This window comes from Sphingomonas sp. IC081, assembly GCF_006874585.1.
In the GTDB taxonomy this organism is placed as follows: domain Bacteria; phylum Pseudomonadota; class Alphaproteobacteria; order Sphingomonadales; family Sphingomonadaceae; genus Novosphingobium.
Map to the genome: position 1 here is coordinate 135001 of NZ_CP029761.1, position 15934 is coordinate 150934.

Below are 15934 nucleotides of genomic sequence, written 5' to 3' on the forward strand. Positions count from 1 at the left end.
CTGCGCAGGGTAGCCCCTAGTGGGCAGGGTTTACCGATCCAGCGAATTTATTCACGGAGTGCCCATGGCGCGCGTTACTGTCGAAGACTGCGTCGACAAGATCCCCAACCGGTTCGATCTCGTCCTGCTTGCCGCGCAGCGTGCGCGCGAGATTTCGGGCGGTGCCGAACTCACGCTCGAGCGTGACCGCGACAAGAATCCGGTCGTTGCCCTGCGCGAAATCGCCGAGCAGAACGTCAAGCCGAACGAACTGAAGGAATCGCTCGTCACCTCGATGCAGCGCGTGCTGCCGGATGACGACGACGAGATGGACGAAATCGGTTCGCTCAGCCAGTCGGCCGAGGCCCTGCGCATCACCGCTTCGGCGCCGACGCGCAACACCTCGATCGGTGGCGACTACGACGGTTGATCTTTTCCTCGCATGCGTCCTGTTGAGCCACGTGGCTTGACTATCGGCGCATCGCGGGCAACCATCGGCAGGTGGTTGCAGGAAAGCACAAATTGCCCCGCATAGCCGGGAGCGGCGGGTCGGCCCTGAAGAGGGTTCGGCCCGTTGTCGTGTCGGCGACGGAGGGCGCCGGGGCGGTCAAGGCGGGCCGCGAGGATGCCGCGAAGGCACTGCGCGGTGCCACCATCGCCATCTACAGTGTCAAGGGCGGGGTCGGTAAGACCACCTTTGCCGCAAATCTTGCCTGGTGCTCCGCCCGGCTCGGGCAGCGCACACTGCTCTGGGATCTTGATGCCGCAGGGGGATCCGGCTTCCTTTATGGCCTGGAGCCGCGCGGCACCCGCCTTGCCGAGGACGTCTTCACCAAGGACCGCCCGGCTGCCAAGCTGATCCAGCCCACCGGCAATCCGCTTGTCGACGTGCTGCCTGCGGACGAGAGTATCCGCGCGCTCGATGCCCAGTTGATGCGCATCGGCAAGCGTAGGCGCCTCGCGAAGCTGGCTGACGAACTCTCGGCGGATTATCCGCGCATCGTGCTCGATTGCCCGCCGGTGCTGAACGAGCTATCCGCGCAAGTCGCGCGCGCTGCCGATCTGGTGATCGTGCCGCTGCCGCCTTCGCCGCTCTCGGCCCGTGCGCTCGAACTCGTGGTGCGCGAGATTGCCGATACCACCAAGCGCCATCCGCCGATCCTGCCGGTACTCTCGATGCTCGACATGCGACGCACGCTCCACCGACAGGTCCGCGAGGCGCAACCGGACTGGCCGGCGGTGCCGTATGCCAGCGTTGTCGAGCAATGCGCGGTGCGCCATCAGCCGGTCGGGGAAATCGCCCCGGCCAGCCCGGCCGCAAAAGCCTTTGCCATGTTGTGGCGGGCGATCGAGGCGAAACTGGCGGAGCGTAGAGCTTAGAGCAGTTCCCGATCCGATTGCATCGGATCAACTGCTCTAAGATTTTGGTTTTCCGCGTTTTCCGAGTCATCAGGTGATTCCACCTGATTAGAAAACGCTCTAACGCGAGGCTCGGATGAACGTCGCGATATCGGGCACCACGTCGGGCACCAGCGGCAGGTCCGGGTTGGCGTAAGTGGCGAGGTTCGCGGCGCGATCGTCGGAAGTCACGACTTTCAGCACATGGTTGGTATCGGGCAGCAGGCGCAGCTGTGCCTTGGGCTGGGCCTGCCCCAGCAGGGCGGCGTCTTCCTTGCTCACCTGAATGTCACGCTCGCCCTGAAGGATCAGCACCGGGCCGCGGTAGGTGGCGACCAGCTTGGCCGGATCGAGCGCCATGGCGCTGATCAGGAAGCCCTGCACGTTCGCACGGAACAGCGGGGCGAGGGCGGGGTTCAGTCCGGAGGCATCGACGCGGCGCCCGGCTTCCAGTTCGGTGATCGCGCGATCGGCCTGATCGAGCAGCGGCGCGTTGGCGGGGTTCGCATGCAGTTGCCCGCGCAGCACTGCGCCGAACGGACGCCCTGGTGTCGCAATCAGGATCAGGCCGCAGATGCCCTCAGGTGCGTGCGAGGCCGCAGTTTTGCGCGAGGCGGTAAGGGCGACCAGCCCGCCTTCGCTATGCCCCAGCAGCCACACGCATTTTCCGCCGGTGCGGGCGCGGATGCTGGAGACCCAGTTGTGAACGTCGGTGGCATAGTCTTCCATCGTCACGGCATTGGCATCGGGCACGGCGGCGGCACTGGCAAAAAGGCCGCGTTTGTCGATGCGCACGCTGGCGATGCCCTGCGCGGCAAGCCCTTCGGCGATCAGGCGCAGCGAGGCGGCCTTGACGCCCAGCGGGTTGTTGCCGTCGCGGTCGGTCGGCCCGGAGCCGGGGATCATCAGCACAATCGGCGTCGCGGCATTGGAGGGCGAGAGCATCGTGCCCTTGAGCGGGCCGTTGGGGCCGGGGGCCTCCACGAAGGTCTCCTTGACGGGCGGCGATGTGCCCATCAGGGCGGCGGCGGCCAGCAATGCAGCGAGGGTCCGCATCGGTTCAGTCCTCCTTGCCCGAGCGCCACTTCCACCCGCCGCGCGTGCGGCGCGCGGTGATGACGAGGAACAGGCCCGTCGCCAGCAGGAACAGCACGAAAGCGGCGGTCCGCCTTCCGCCCGTGCCCATATGGTTCAGCAACCCGATCCCGGCCAGCGTTGCCACATAGACGGCAATCACCAGCCAGCCCTGCCAGGCGATGGGGAGGCCCGCTCCGTAGCCTAAACGCTTGGGCGCAAACCAGGCCCCATCTTCGGTGGACTTGTGCATCATGCTTCACCCTCCTGTCTGGGCGGGCGGCCGCGTTTCACGGGTTCGCTCGCCGCCACTCTCACGCCGCGCCGGGCCAGGGCCTCGCGCAGCAAGACTTCGACTTCGGCATTCACCGAGCGCAAGTCTGCCGCCGCGCAGCGTTCGAGCGCGGCGTAGAGCGCCGGATCGATCCGCAGCGGAAAGGCCTTCTTGCCGGGGTTAGCCATGGTACCTGGACAGACTGCGTTACTGGTAAAGGGTGCCGGCGTTCACAACGGGCTGCGTGTCCCGCTCGCCGCACAGCACGACCATGAGGTTGGAGACCATCGCCGCGCGGCGCTCGTCGTCCAGTTCCACCACGTTCTTTTCGGAAAGCTGCGTCAGCGCCATCTCGACCATCGAGACCGCGCCTTCCACCAGCTTGCGCCGCGCACCGATCACCGCTTCGGCCTGCTGGCGGCGCAGCATGGCCCCGGCGATCTCGGGCGCATAGGCAAGGTGAGTGAGGCCGCATTCGTCCACGGTGATGCCCGCCACGCGCAGCCGCTCGATCAGTTCGGCGCGCAGTTCGCCGTTCACTTCCGCGTGGCTGCCGCGCAAGGTGATCTCGGCATGCTCCACATCGTCATAAGGATAGCGCGAGCCGATCGAGCGCACCGCGGCCTCGATCTGCACTTCGACAAAGGCCTTGTAGTCGTCCACATCGTAGAGCGCCTGGGCGGTGTCGGCCACGCGCCAGACGACATTGGTGGCGATCTCGATCGGATTGCCGCGCAGGTCGTTCACCTTGAGCTTTTCCGAGACGACATTGTTGGCGCGCACCGAGATCTTGCGCTTGGCCATCCACGGCCAGGTCCAGCGCAGCCCCGCCTCGCGGTCGGTGCCGCGATAGGATCCGAACAGCGTCACCGCCACCGCCTGATTGGGCTGGATCATGTAGAAGCCCGAGGCGATCAGGATCTGGCAGACCACGGCGGGCAGGATGAAGGCGAGGGAGGCCAGTATCGTTGCAGGTGCGGGATCACCGCTCGCCAGCGTGACCACGGCGAAGACGATGGCAGCCAGAACGCCGAGGAAAACCAGCAGCATGAGGTATCCGCTCATGCTCGACGCGGCGCGTTCGCGGCTGGAGTTGATGGGAAGATGCGACTCGGTCATCGGCGGCAATCTCCATTAAATCTGATATCAGATTAATATCGAAATGGCGCCTGGCGTCAAATGAATCCGCATCCGGGGTTGAAATCGGATCGATTCGCTCATATTGGACCCTTGCGGGCCGGGCCCCTCTGGCGCGGCGCCTCATAGCAGGCGCCACGTGATGTCGGACCGCATCGGGTTGATCCCCGGTGCAGGTTTCCGAGTGCCCCTTCCAAGGCTCCGCAAGCTCGGCAATCCCAATGTGCCGTCGGGATCATCCGATCGAACCAACCTTTGTTCGATAGGGATGCTGTTATGACCGACCGTATGTTCCACCTGCTTGAGCGCTTCCAGATGCTCGACGCCCAGTTGCGCCGTGCGCAGGGCTCGACGCGCCGCAATCTGCTCAGGATTGCGGAGCTGGAGCGAAGGAAATTGAGAATAAGGGCCAGGCTGGCCCGGCTGTTCGTCCCCCCGACGGCCGTAGTGTAAGCCTGTTACCCTCGCGCCGGCGCGCTGCCCCCCATGTACGCGCCGGCGCTTCCTTCCTTCAGCAGGACATGACTCGTGGAATTTCTCTTTGCTGACTGGCTGGGCACCCCGGTCTGGTTCTGGCTGGCATTTGTCGGCCTCGTGCTTGTACTCACCGCATTCGACCTCGGCTTCCTGCACAAGGACGACCGGGAGATGGGCATTGCCGAATCGCTGAAGCTGTCGGTCTTCTACATCGCCATCGCCGTGCTGTTCGGCGGCTGGGTCTGGTGGACCAAGGGATCGGCGGACGGTATCGCCTGGTACACCGGCTATTTCCTTGAAAAGGCGCTGTCGATCGACAACGTCTTTGTCATCTCGATGATTTTCGGTTTCTTCGCGATTGCGCCCAGGTACCAGTACCGCGCGCTGCTCTGGGGCATCATCGCGGTGATCGTGCTGCGCGGCCTGATGATCGCGGGCGGCGTGGCGCTGGTCTCGCAGGCGCACTGGGTGATGTACATCTTTGCCGCGTTCCTCGTCTTCACCGGCGTGAAGATGCTGTTTACCGGTGATCATGAACCCGATGTCGCGCACAACCCGGTGGTCCGCTGGATCTCGCGCCACATGCGCGTGACCAAGGCGCACTACGGCCACCATTTCTTCGTGAAGGAAGCGAACGATACGGGCCGACTGGTCTGGGCCGCGACGCCGCTGTTCCTGGCGCTGGTGGTCATCAATCTGGCCGACCTGGTGTTCGCGGTGGACTCGGTGCCGGCGATCTTCTCGATCACCACCGACACCTTCATCGTCTACACCTCTAACATCATGGCGATCCTTGGCCTGCGCGCGCTCTACTTCGCGCTGGCGGCGATGGTGCACCGCTTCCACTACCTGAAGTATGCGCTGGCCCTGGTGCTGGTATTCATCGGCGGCAAGATTCTGGTGGCCGAGTTGCTGCTGGACGGCGCCAAGTTCCCGCCCTTGCTGAGCCTTGGCGTGACCCTGGGCCTGATCGGCGGCGGCGTCGGCTGGTCCTTGTGGAAGACGCGCGGTCAAGAGGCGGAGAGCGGCCACGCTTGAACTGGTAGGGCGCGCTGCGTTTGTTTTTCGCATTTTCCAAGTCGTCAGGCGACTTCACCTGACTTGAAAATGCTCTAGGGAAGACCGGATGGCGCGCCTTATCCTCTTCAACAAGCCCTTTGACGTCCTGCCGCAGTTCACCGACGCGCGCTCGCCCACCCCGCGCGCGACGCTATCGGACTATATCGGGGTGCCGGGCGTCTACCCTGCCGGACGGCTCGACCGTGACAGCGAGGGGCTGATGCTGCTGACCGACGATGGCCGCCTGCAGGCGCGCATTGCGGACCCGCGCTTCAAGACGGCCAAGACCTACCTCGTGCAAGTCGAGGGCGAGCCGGACGAGGCGGCGCTTTCGGCCTTGCGCAAGGGCGTGACGCTGAACGACGGGCCGACGCGTCCGGCCGAAGTACGGCGGATCGACCCGCCCGAACTCTGGCCGCGCAATCCGCCGGTGCGCTTCCGCAAGACGGTGCCGGACTGCTGGATCGAACTGACCATTCGCGAAGGCCGCAACCGGCAGGTCCGCCGCATGACCGCGGCGGTGGGGCATCCGACCTTGCGGCTGGTGCGCTGGGCGATCGGCGGCTGGTCGCTCGAGGGAATCGCCCAGGGCGAATGGCGCGAACTTTCGGTCTGAGCGGCGCGATCAGGCATCGGCGCCGCTCAGACCGGGAAGACGGCCTGTTCTATCAGAACGGGAACAGCGCGTCGTAGATCTGCTGGCCCCAGCGGGCCTGCTGCGCGTCGGTGAGCTGGCCGCGGCCGCCGTAGCTGATGCGGGCATCGGCGATCTGGGAATGGCGGATCGAATTGTCGCGGGCGATGTCCTCGGGGCGGATCACGCCGGTGACGATCAGTTCGCGCAGCTCATAGTTCACCCGCACTTCCTGGCGGCCCCGGATCTGCAGGTTGCCATTGGGCAGCACGCCGATCACCGAGGCGGCCATCGTCATGTTGATCTGTTCGCTGCGGGCGGTGTTGCCCACGCCCACCGCGCTCGACGAGGAACTGGTGTCGGCCAGCGAGGACGGGTCGGAGCCGGTCAGCTTGCCGATGTGCTTTTCAAGGCCGAGCAGCGCGGCCACGCCGGCGCTTTCGCTGCCGTTGCGGGTGCGCGTAGTGGTATTGGCGACCGTGGCATTGTCGGCGATGTTGATGCGGATGGTGACGATGTCGCCTACGCGGGAGGCGCGCTGGTCGTGGAAGAAGGCGCCGGCGCCGGTACGGAACAGCGAGGCGCCGCGGGCGCCGTCGGCCAGCTGCGGATCGTCCACCGCACCGCGATCGGCGGTGCCCTGCTTGCCGATCGAGGGTTCGACGCGGGGTGCCACGGCGACTTCGGGCGCATCCATCTTCGGCGTCTTGCCGACGTTCTTGAGGCGGCCCACTGCACCGCAGCCGGACAGCAAGGTTGCGGCCATCAGCAGCGGGATAAGACCGGCACGGGTCGCTTTCATGATCGGGGAATCCTGTGGCTTAACGGACGGGAATGCTGACCTGGCCCGGCGCCTCGGCGACGGCGTCGAGCGTGCGGCTGGTGGCGAGGTTGAGCACGCGCACCGGCTCGCCCTTGGCGGCGTCGCTGAGCGCGCGGCCGGCCGAGGTGATGCGCATGGTGCCCGAGGCGACCGAGATCGTCACCGCCTCGCCGCGCCGGACGAGGCGAGGCGGCACGACGTCCGCGGCGCGCACCGGGGCGCCGGCACTAAGGCGACGGCTGGCCTCCTGCCCGGCGGCCTCGGCCGGGGTGAGCGCGCCGCGCGCGGTGACGGCGGGTAGCGCGGCCTTGGAGAAGTCGCTGGCCGAAAGGCGTTCGCCGCGCTCGACCGTGCGGTCGAGCACGGCAGTGGCGACCGTGTCCGGGGCAGCGGCGGGAGCCGTGGCCGCGAGAGCAAGCACGAGTGCGGCGAACATGACCTCAGCCCGCCTGCGTCGAGGTCTGGAGCATTTCGTCGGCGGTCTTGAGCACGCGGCTGTTCATCTCGTAGGCGCGCTGCGCGGTGATCAGCGAGGTGATTTCCGAGACCGGGTTGACGTTCGAGGCTTCGACAAAACCCTGGCTCAGCGAACCGAAGCCGGGCTCGGTCGGGGTCGAGACGGTCGGCTGGCCCGAGGCGCTGGTCTCCAGATAGAGGTTCGAGCCGACCGCTTCGAGGCCGGCTTCGTTGACGAAGGTCGCCAGTTCGAGCTGCCCGACGGTCTGGAGGTCGGTCTGGCCGTCGATCTTGACCTGCACTTCGCCGGTCTTCGACACGGTGACGCTGGTGGCGCCCTGCGGGATGGTGATGTTGGGCTGCACGAGATAGCCGTCGGTAGTGACGAGCTCACCCTGGTCGGAGAGCTGGAACGAACCGGCGCGGGTATAGGCAAGGTCGCCCGAGGGCAGCTGCACCTGGAAGTAGCCCTGGCCGTCGATGGCAAGGTCGTAGGTGTTGCCGGTGTTGGTCAGCGCGCCCTGTTCGGTGATGCGGTAGATGCCGCCGGTCTTCACGCCCGCGCCGAGCTGGATGCCGGTCGGAACCTTGGTGCCGCTGTCGCTGGTGTTGGCGCCGGGACGGGCGACCTGCTGGTAGAGCAGGTCCTGGAACTCCGCGCGCTGGCGCTTGAACGCGGTGGTGTTCATGTTGGCGATGTTGTTCGAGATGACGTCGACGTTGGTCTGCTGTGCAAGCATGCCGGTGGAAGCGATGGAGAGCGAACGCATGATGGCTCCTTCGGGAAAATGGGGTTGGGCGGGCGCGAAACGGTGATCGGGGTCAGCCGACCCTGCTGAGGCGGCCGATGGCATTCTTGCGCATGTCGGCAAGATCGGCCGAAAGGCGCTGGCTGGTCTGGTAGGAGCGCAGGATCTCGACCATGTGGGTGGTCTCGACGATCGGCTCGACGTTGGAGGCTTCGACGCCCCCGGTCTTGAGCCTGGTGCGCGCCGCGGTCAGGAACTGGCCGCCGGTGCCGGTAAGCAGGCCGTCGCCGCGCGGGTCGACGAGGCTCTCGTTGCCGAAATCGGTGACCGCGAGGCGCCCCACCGGGGCATCGCCGGCCATCACCGTGCCGTCCTCGGCAATGGTGATGCGGCTCAGCTGGTCGGCGGGGATGGCGATCGGACGGCCGTTCTCGTCCAGCAGGCGCTGGCCGCCGGACGTGATCAGTTCGCCGTTCTCGCTGACCTTGATATAGCCCGCGCGCGTATAGGCGACGCCGCCGTCCGGGTTCTCGACATTGAGGTAGCCGGCGCCGTCGATCATCACGTCGAGCGGGTTGCCGGTCGCCTGGAACGAGCCCTGCGCGGTGTCGTGCACGGTGCCGAAGTCGAGCACGAACGATGTCTTGCGGGCATCCTCGACCGGGGCTTCCTGCGCGGTCTCGACATATTCGTGGAACAGCGCCTGTTCGCGCTTGAAACCGACCGTGCTGGAGTTCGCCATGTTGTTGGCGACGATGTCGAGCTGGCGCCTCAGCGCCTGTTCGTGGCTCAGCAGAACGAAGGAGGAAACGTCCATTTCCAGCACCTTGAGAAAAAGTTGGCAGTTTTCGGCACTCGGCAGAATTTGCCGCTTGGTCCTCCTATAATAGAGGCGAAAACGCGATTGCGGTCGGATCGGAAGTTTTCGATTTTTCCGCCGCAGGCGCGGCAGCCAAGGGGGTCCACAGTGTCCAGCGAAGAGATCATCGACGTCGCACCCGTCGATGCGGACGAAACCAAGCCGTCGCGCAAGCGGCTGATCGTGATCGGCGCCGCGGTCGCGGTGCTGCTGATCGGCGGCGGCGCAGGCTATTACGGCTATACCCAGTTCGCCGGTGGCGGCAGCGACAGCGAAAGCGGCGCACCGGACGAGGAGGGCGGGTCGGAATCGGCCAAGGCCGGAAAGTCCTCCTATGTGGAAGTGCCGCCGATGGTGGTGAACCTGCGCGGCAGCGATGCCTCGGCGCGGTTCCTCAAGCTGCGCTTCATCATCGTCGCGGCCGACGATTCCAAGGCGGACAAGATCAAGGAGAAGCTGCCGGTCGTGCTCGACGCGCTCCAGCCGTTCCTGCGCGAACTGCGCCCGGATGACCTCGATGGATCGGCTGCGGTGTTCCGCATCAAGGAAGAGATGATGCGCCGCGCCACCCAGGCGCTTGGCCCCGGCATGGTCAGCGACGTGCTCATTCAGGACCTGATCCAGCAATGACCGACGATTTCGACGACTTCCTGCTGCCCGATCCGCCCAAGATGGACGAACTGGTCGGCGACACCTTCGACCAGGCGGGCATCGACGCGCTGTTCGGCTTCGACGGCGATGCCCCCGCGCAGACCAAGAGCGGTCTCAAGGCCGTCATCGAGTCCAACGTCATCAGCCATGAGCGGCTGCCGATGCTGGAAGTGGTTTGCGAGCGCATGGTGCGCACGTTTGCCACCAGCATGCGCAACCTCACGTCCGATGCCATCGACGTCAGCCTGGAAGAGATCACCTCGACCCGCTTCGGCGAGTTCATGAACCGCGTGGCGCTGCCCGCGATGTTTGGTGTGTTCCAGGTGACCGAATGGGAAAACTACGGCGTCGTCACCGTGGAATCGAGCCTGATCTATGCGGTCGTCGATGCCCTGCTGGGCGGGCGCAAGGGCAGCAAGCCGATGCGGGTCGAGGGGCGCGCCTTCACCACCATCGAGACGGTGCTGGTCTCGCGCATGGTCCAGCTGGCGCTCGACGATCTGTCGCAGTCGTTCGAGGCGATCGAGCCGGTGACGATGCAGGTCGAGCGCATGGAATCGAGCCCGCGCTTTGCCGCCATCGCCGGGCCCAGCAACATTGCCGCGGTCGCCACCTTCCGGGTCGACATGGAAGGACGCGGCGGCAAGTTCAGCGTGCTGCTGCCTTATGCGACGATCGAGCCGGTGCGCAACAAGCTGCTCCAGCGCTTCATGGGCGAAAAGCTCGGCCGCGACCGCATGTGGGCGGCGCACATGGCCAGCGAACTGTCGCAGACCAAGGTCACGGTCGATGTGGTCCTTGGCGAGAAGCAGATGGCGCTGCGCGACGTCATGAATCTCAAGGTCGGTCAGACGATCGCTTTCAGTCAGAGCCCGAACGATGCGCTCCAGGTCCAGTGCGGCGGCGTCCCGCTGGGTATCGCGCATATCGGGCAGCGTTCCAGAAACATCGCCGTGCGCATGGCGAATGACATCTCAAGGGGGTATCCGAAGTGAACACCGCGACCATGATCAATTTCACGCTGGTTCCCATCTGCACCGCCGTGATGGTGCAGGGCTGGCGTATCGACCGCCGCATGAAGGCGTTTCGCAATGCCCCGCTGACCGAAGGCGTCGCCAGCCTCGAACGCGCGACCGCCCAGGCCCGCGCGGTGCTGGGTGAACTCAAGCGGGTGCTCGCCACCGATGGCGTCGCCCAGGCCCGGACGATCGCCGATGCCGAAGCGATGCGCGATGAGCTTGCCGACATGGTGGGCATCGGCAATGCCGTCGCCGACCGCATCGTGGCCGCCACCGAGCTTTCGGCAGCCCCCAGGAAGCCCGCGCGCAAACCCGCTGCCAAGGCCGATACGGCCGGAGAGGCAGCCGGCGAGGAGAAGGTCGCCGCCAAGCGCACCACCACGCGCCGCAAGCCCGCGCGCAAGGCCGCCACGCGCACCGCAAAGCCCAAGGTCACCGCGCCCAAGGTCGTCGCTGTGACGATGGATGACGGCGTCGAGGCGGCCATCGCCGCGGCCGTGGCCGAGGCCAAGGAACTCTCGGCCGAGATCGTCATGCACCCGGCTGCCCGCGCCAATCGCAAGCGCGCCGCGGCATGACCGGTGCTACCGCCAACCTGCCCGCCCGGATCACCGGTGGGGGCAGGCTGATCAACGCACTGCGCGCCATGGCCCAGCCTTCGCGGCTGATGATCGGCGTGGCCGGGGCTGCGGTGATCGCGAACGTCATGGCGGTGGCAGCGCCTGGCCCCAACGAGGTTTCCGGCGATGCCTCGTCGGGGCGCCTCGGTGCCTCGCTGCAGGACTCGCTGGGCAAGCGCGACCGTGATGCGGCGGCGGAGCGGCGCAAGCTGGAAATGCGCGAGCAGGCCGTGCGGGCCGGGGAAACCCGGCTGGCCGGGCAATTGCAGGGCCAGCAGCAGGCGCAGGCTGCGGCAGCCGCCGCGCCGGGCCGTCCGGGGCAGCCCGGACAGGACCAGCCCGAGGTGCCTTACGACACGCTGGCGCAGATCTACCAGCGGATGAAGCCGCAGCGTGCGGCGCCGATCTTCGAGAAGCTCGATCTCGAAGTGCAGACGCAAGTCGCGCGGCGCATGCGCGATTCCGTAACGGCGCAGATCATGTCCTACATGTCGCCGGGTTCGGCGGTGGAACTGTCGATGGCGCTGGCGGGGCGCAAGGTCATCCGCCAGCGCGGCACGCCGCCGGCGCCAAGGCAGGCATCGGCAGCGCCCGGCCGCACGCCGCCAAGCGCACGTTGATTTGCCGCAGGTCCTGCGAACGCGGACCGGAAAAAAGGGCCTGCTTCCCTGTGGAAGCAGGCCCTTTTTTGTCCGGCCGGTGAAAATGCGACGAACCGCACCGACAAGCGCGGGGTTTCTCTTTCATCGCAAGGGCGTGCGGCCTAGAGGCTCGCGCCGAGCGGAAGGGAATCGTCTTCCGCCGGGTCGTGAAATTTCAGATGTGAACCGAGGCGCGGGGATCCGCGGCGCGTCAGCTGCGCAGGGCGCTGGCCCGAACGATGAGGACGCGGGCAATGCCTGGATCGACGCGCCGCAGCGCGGGGGTCAGGGTGTGCTGGAGTCGTTCGACATCGACCGCGGCGAACGGCGAGGCGCGCAGGCGTGCGAACTCGATCGCCGCCGCGAGCGAGGCAGCGCGCAGCTCCGGCATGCGCTTGGCCAGCGCGCTGGCGGTGTCGGGCGAGCGGGTCTCGACGACGAGGGTGAGGTGGAGCACGCCGCCGAGCTTCCCGGCGTCGACGATCGGCACGTCGATCTGGTCGAGCTTGACCAGCGTCGCCGGATCGAACGTGGGGGGCGCAGTGGCGGGAACGGCCGGCGCGGCCAGGGCCGCTTCGGGCGCCACGCCGGCAACCGTCGCGCAAGTGGCCACGGGAGCGGCCACCAGGGCTGCGGTGGCGTGAAGGGCGGAACGGGACATGCGGAACTCCGGTTGCACTGCGCGGCGGCGGAAAATTGTGAAATCCGCATGGCTTACCGCTCTTCTATAATAGGATGAAGTTGTTATCATAGGATCAAGTCGCAGGGGGCAAATTCAGTGAGCAACAATTCAGGCCCGGCCAAGGTCCGTGTCCTCTCGTCGGGAACGCCGGAATGGAATCCGGCACGTCGACGGGGGGATGTGCCGAATGCCGAGGCGAATGCGGTTCAGGGCGCTGCGGGGGGCGGCGCGGCTGGGGGCAAGGACACAGGGCTGACCCTGCCGCTGGGCAGCGGCGATGTCCTGCAAGGACAGAAGGGCAATGCCAACGGCAGCCTGTTGTGGATGGCCGGAGCGATCCTGCTTTTCGTGATCGGCAGCGCAATTGGCGGGCTGTTCGTGACCATTTCGGTACTGTTCCCCGGACTGCTCTGAAAACCGGCCTATAATGGGCCTGTGATGAGTTTTTCGCCAACCCGTTTCGTCATGCGCCGGCCGGTGATGCGCCGCTTGGCGCTTCTGTCCGCCAGCGTGGCCCTGTTTCCCGGTGCCGCGCCGATTGGCACCCCTGCGGCAGCGCCCCTCGCCGGTTCTGCGGCGGTGCCCGCTGCCGGGCTCGGCACGGGCGCCAATGCCGCCAAGGCGGCGGCGCTTTCCTCGCAGCCGGTGCTGCCGGCAGGGCCGCGCCTTCCCGGGTTCGCTGCGGATCTTGCCCAGCAGCCGATGATCGACGGTCCGGCCGCCTGGGGGGCGCTGTCGCAGCACGATGCCTGGGCGCGGATCGCGCGGGTACCCCAATCGGCGCTTCAGCAGGCGCGCTGGGACTATGCCCGCAGTCTGGTCGGCAGCGAGCGCGGGGGCGAAGCCTTCGGCGTGCTCGAGGTCATGGTGCAGGACGATCCGGACCTGGCCATGGTAGACGGTTACCGCCTGGCGCGCGGGGCGGCGCTGACGCTGCTGGGCCGTTATGACGAGGCGGTCGCGGCGCTGGCCAGCAGTGGGCTTTCCGCCAATCCCGAGGCCTGTGCCTGGCGCCTTCGTGCCCTCTCGCAGGGACATCTGGCCGAACAGGCGCTCGAACAGGTCGATTGCGCGCGCGCGGCGCTGCGCGTGGCGCGGCCCAAGGCCTTTGTGCTTGCCGCCGCGCAGGCTGCCGTCGAGGGCGGACAACCGGCCAGGGCGGTCGAATGGCTCCATCCGCTCCCCGATAGCGATCCCGCTGCCAATCTGCTGCGTGGCCGCGCCGAACTTCTGCAAGGGCACGGCGACGAGGCGCGGCTGCGTTTTGCCCGGGTCGAGCGTTCGGGCACGATCGCGCAGCGCACCGATGCCCAGCTTTCCGAGATCGAGGCGCGGGTCGCGGCGCATACCATCGGTTTCGACGAGGCGCTGCGCAAGCTTGATGCGATCCGCTATTCCTGGCGCGGCGACGTGATCGAGCAGCGTGCGCTGCGGCTCGGTTTCCGCCTGCGCGATGCGCGCGGCGACATTGCCGGCGCGCTCGACAATGGCGCCACGCTGATGCGCCACTTCGGCCTCTCCGGCGCGGACGCGGCGATCCTGCCGATCCTGCGCGACAAGCTGACCCAGGCGCTCGATCCCGCGCGCAAGCTGCCGCTGGACAAGGCTGCCGGGCTCTACTGGGACTACCGCGACATTGCGCCGGGCGGCGCGGAAGGCGACCTGCTCGCCAGCCGGCTGGCCGAGCGGCTCCAGTCCGCCGGGCTCTACGAGCGCGCGGCGGACCTGCTCGACTACCAGCTCTTCGTGCGCGCGGGCGATCTTGCCCGCGGGCCGCTTTCGGCCCGGGTGGCGAGCCTCTACATCCTGGCCGGGCGCCCCGACCGTGCGCTCGATACCCTGCGCAAGTCCGAGGACGGGAGCCTGCCCGATGCGATGATTGCCCAGCGCAACCGTGTCGAAGCGGTCGCGCTCAGCCAGATCGGCCGCACCGAGGAGGCTCTGGCGGTGCTCGAGACGGTGCCGGGCAGCGCTGCGCTGCAGGGCGAGATCCTGTGGAAGCACCGGGAGTGGCAGCGCTATGCCGATGCCACCGCCGCCAGCCTGCCGGCGCCGCGCGCGCTCGATACGATCGGGCAGGCGGTAGTGCTGCGCCATGCGATCTCGCTGGCCACGCTGGGCCGTGAGGATGCGCTGGCCGCGCTCCATGGGCGTTATGCCCCGGCCTTTGCCGGCCTGCCCACCGCGCCGGTCTTCGCGATGCTGACGGCGAGCCCGATGCAGGCCGATCCCGCGGCGCTTGGCCGGGCGATGGCCGCCTTGCCCTCGGCCAGCCCGGCGGGCGACCTCGCCGATCTGCTGGAGCGTGCGCCCGACGTGGCGCCGGTGCCGACCAAGGGGGCAAAACCCGGATCGGGCTGAGCCTGGCCGATTGCCTTCGGGCGGGCCTTTACCGTGTGCCGGACACGAAAAAGGGGCAGAGGGTTTTCACCTTCTGCCCCTTTCCTTTGACGCCTGTGGGGCCAGGCGCCTTAGGGAAATGGTCCTGTCCGTCAGCTGAGGTAGTTGGCCAGCGACATGCTCGAAAGCTGGGCAAAGACCGAATAGCTGGCTTCCAGCACGGTCTGGCGCTGCGAGATGTCGATGGCGACTTGCCCGAGATCGGCATCTTCGACGTTGCCGATCACTTCGGTCAGCAGGTCCTCGCGCGCCGAGGCGCGGCTGGTCAGCGATTCCACCTGGTTCTGGCGGCGGCCATTGGCGGCGTTGACATTACGAACCCCGGACAGCCCGGTGTCGAGCTGGTCCAGCGCGGTGCGGATCGCGGTCTTCTGGTCTTCGGTCAGCGTCTCGCCGAAGGGGCCGGCTTCGGCGAGCGTGCGGAACGCCGGGATCAGGTTGGTGCCGACGTCGCTGGCGGTGATGCCGTATTCGACATCGACGCCGTCGCCCATGCGGGCGGTCTGGTGGACATCGTCGTTGGCAAAGGCATCGGCGGCGTCGAGGCCGACGGTGTCGCTGAGCGTTTCAGGCAGGAACGGCGAGTCCGCGGTCTGCGAGCCGGCAAACAGCGGCACGCCGGCCGATGTCGCGTTGAGCGAGGCGCGCACGTCCGAAAAGGCGCCTTCCACGATCGACTGGAGCCCGGGGGAATCGCCGGTGCCGAGTGCGCTCATCAGCTGGCTGCGCAAGTCCGTCAGCGAGGAGTCGATCTGGTTGAGATTGGCATCGTAGAGCGACAGCGTGGTCGACACGGTGCTGGCCACCGTCTGGTAGGTCTGCTGCTGCGCCAGCATCGAGCGGGCGGACAGCGTCCGCACGGCATCGAGGCCGAGGCCGGCATAGTCGGTGGCCTTCTTGCCGGTCGCCAGTTGCATCTGGCTGTTCGCGAGACTCTGCTGCGAGCGCGACAGGGCGCTTGCCAGCGTGGTCTGCATCGGGATGGTGGCTACGCGGGTCATT

The 15934-nt window shown here is 67.0% G+C and carries 21 protein-coding genes; 11 read left to right on the forward strand and 10 right to left on the reverse strand.

The features are described from left to right. The first annotated feature begins 64 nt into the window (after positions 1–64). Both rpoZ and DM450_RS00705 read left to right on the forward strand, forming a co-directional pair. The gene (rpoZ, locus tag DM450_RS00700) at positions 65–409 is read left to right on the forward strand and encodes a DNA-directed RNA polymerase subunit omega (RefSeq protein WP_142632159.1); all 345 of its coding nucleotides are present in this window, start codon (positions 65–67) and stop codon (positions 407–409) included. Between the two features lie 209 nt (positions 410–618). Beyond that, positions 619–1359, forward strand: coding sequence for a ParA family protein (locus tag DM450_RS00705; protein WP_260610362.1), 741 nt, complete (start codon positions 619–621; stop codon positions 1357–1359). Positions 1360–1458: 99 nt separating this feature from the next. Here the strand turns inward: DM450_RS00705 and DM450_RS00710 are convergent, their stop codons facing one another. Genes DM450_RS00710 through DM450_RS00725 form a run of 4 tightly spaced genes read right to left on the reverse strand, consistent with a single transcriptional unit; the run spans position 1459 to position 3844 of the window. Then, positions 1459–2433, reverse strand: coding sequence for an alpha/beta hydrolase (locus DM450_RS00710; RefSeq protein WP_142632161.1), 975 nt, complete (start codon positions 2431–2433; stop codon positions 1459–1461). Between the two features lie 4 nt (positions 2434–2437). Next, entirely contained in the window at positions 2438–2707 is a 270-nt protein-coding gene (locus DM450_RS00715) for a hypothetical protein (RefSeq protein ID WP_142632162.1), read from the reverse strand. Next, positions 2704–2913 carry a toxin-antitoxin system HicB family antitoxin gene (locus DM450_RS00720; protein WP_142632163.1) on the reverse strand — a complete coding sequence of 70 codons (210 nt, stop codon included), beginning with the start codon at positions 2911–2913 and terminating at the stop codon, positions 2704–2706. The genes DM450_RS00715 and DM450_RS00720 overlap by 4 nt, the downstream gene beginning before the upstream one ends. 19 nt (positions 2914–2932) lie before the next feature. After that, positions 2933–3844: an SPFH domain-containing protein gene (locus DM450_RS00725; protein ID WP_142632164.1), complete on the reverse strand. Its 912-nt coding sequence runs from the start codon at positions 3842–3844 to the stop codon at positions 2933–2935. 294 nt (positions 3845–4138) lie between these two features. Here DM450_RS00725 and DM450_RS00730 point away from each other — a divergent pair, with 294 nt between their 5' ends. From DM450_RS00730 to DM450_RS00740, 3 genes are all read left to right on the forward strand, one after another. Further along, a complete protein-coding gene (locus tag DM450_RS00730) occupies positions 4139–4315 on the forward strand; it encodes a DUF465 domain-containing protein (protein WP_142632165.1) in 177 nt (58 codons plus the stop codon). Positions 4316–4390: 75 nt separating this feature from the next. Further along, positions 4391–5377 carry a TerC family protein gene (locus DM450_RS00735; protein ID WP_142632166.1) on the forward strand — a complete coding sequence of 329 codons (987 nt, stop codon included), beginning with the start codon at positions 4391–4393 and terminating at the stop codon, positions 5375–5377. Between the two features lie 88 nt (positions 5378–5465). Further along, complete coding sequence (locus DM450_RS00740) at positions 5466–6014, forward strand: pseudouridine synthase (RefSeq protein WP_142632167.1); 549 nt, start codon at positions 5466–5468, stop codon at positions 6012–6014. A gap of 52 nt (positions 6015–6066) precedes the next feature. On the opposite strand, the gene flgH is transcribed toward DM450_RS00740, so the two are convergent. From flgH to DM450_RS00760, 4 genes are read right to left on the reverse strand one after another with little or no spacing between them, the layout of a single operon-like run. Beyond that, positions 6067–6834, reverse strand: coding sequence for a flagellar basal body L-ring protein FlgH (gene flgH / locus DM450_RS00745; RefSeq protein WP_142632168.1), 768 nt, complete (start codon positions 6832–6834; stop codon positions 6067–6069). A gap of 19 nt (positions 6835–6853) precedes the next feature. Continuing rightward, positions 6854–7291, reverse strand: coding sequence for a flagellar basal body P-ring formation chaperone FlgA (gene flgA, locus DM450_RS00750; protein WP_142632169.1), 438 nt, complete (start codon positions 7289–7291; stop codon positions 6854–6856). Between the two features lie 4 nt (positions 7292–7295). Further along, positions 7296–8081, reverse strand: coding sequence for a flagellar basal-body rod protein FlgG (gene flgG / locus DM450_RS00755; RefSeq protein WP_142632170.1), 786 nt, complete (start codon positions 8079–8081; stop codon positions 7296–7298). A gap of 52 nt (positions 8082–8133) precedes the next feature. Continuing rightward, complete coding sequence (locus DM450_RS00760) at positions 8134–8877, reverse strand: flagellar hook-basal body complex protein (RefSeq protein ID WP_142632171.1); 744 nt, start codon at positions 8875–8877, stop codon at positions 8134–8136. A gap of 150 nt (positions 8878–9027) precedes the next feature. Between DM450_RS00760 and DM450_RS00765 the strand changes: the two genes are divergently transcribed. Genes DM450_RS00765 through DM450_RS00780 form a run of 4 tightly spaced genes read left to right on the forward strand, consistent with a single transcriptional unit; the run spans position 9028 to position 11829 of the window. Beyond that, a complete protein-coding gene (locus tag DM450_RS00765) occupies positions 9028–9549 on the forward strand; it encodes a flagellar basal body-associated FliL family protein (RefSeq protein ID WP_142632172.1) in 522 nt (173 codons plus the stop codon). Then, positions 9546–10565, forward strand: a complete 1020-nt coding sequence (gene fliM, locus DM450_RS00770; protein WP_142632173.1) for a flagellar motor switch protein FliM — start codon at positions 9546–9548, stop codon at positions 10563–10565. The genes DM450_RS00765 and fliM overlap by 4 nt, the downstream gene beginning before the upstream one ends. Then, on the forward strand, positions 10562–11167 hold the full coding sequence (locus DM450_RS00775; RefSeq protein ID WP_185928661.1) for a DUF6468 domain-containing protein: 606 nt from the start codon (positions 10562–10564) through the stop codon (positions 11165–11167). The genes fliM and DM450_RS00775 overlap by 4 nt, the downstream gene beginning before the upstream one ends. Continuing rightward, on the forward strand, positions 11164–11829 hold the full coding sequence (locus tag DM450_RS00780; RefSeq protein ID WP_260610033.1) for a MotE family protein: 666 nt from the start codon (positions 11164–11166) through the stop codon (positions 11827–11829). Before DM450_RS00775 ends, DM450_RS00780 begins: the two co-directional genes overlap by 4 nt. Before the next feature lie 232 nt (positions 11830–12061). Here the strand turns inward: DM450_RS00780 and DM450_RS00785 are convergent, their stop codons facing one another. After that, positions 12062–12511: a hypothetical protein gene (locus tag DM450_RS00785; protein ID WP_142632174.1), complete on the reverse strand. Its 450-nt coding sequence runs from the start codon at positions 12509–12511 to the stop codon at positions 12062–12064. A 117-nt stretch (positions 12512–12628) separates the two neighbouring features. Between DM450_RS00785 and DM450_RS00790 the strand changes: the two genes are divergently transcribed. Together DM450_RS00790 and DM450_RS00795 are read left to right on the forward strand one after the other, a co-directional pair. Further along, complete coding sequence (locus tag DM450_RS00790; protein WP_142632175.1) at positions 12629–12946, forward strand: hypothetical protein; 318 nt, start codon at positions 12629–12631, stop codon at positions 12944–12946. Between the two features lie 24 nt (positions 12947–12970). Beyond that, positions 12971–14893, forward strand: a complete 1923-nt coding sequence (locus tag DM450_RS00795) for a hypothetical protein (protein WP_142632176.1) — start codon at positions 12971–12973, stop codon at positions 14891–14893. 131 nt (positions 14894–15024) lie between these two features. Here DM450_RS00795 and DM450_RS00800 read toward each other — a convergent pair whose 3' ends face one another. Next, positions 15025–15933, reverse strand: coding sequence for a flagellin (locus DM450_RS00800; RefSeq protein ID WP_142632177.1), 909 nt, complete (start codon positions 15931–15933; stop codon positions 15025–15027). Position 15934: the final 1 nt, after the last annotated feature.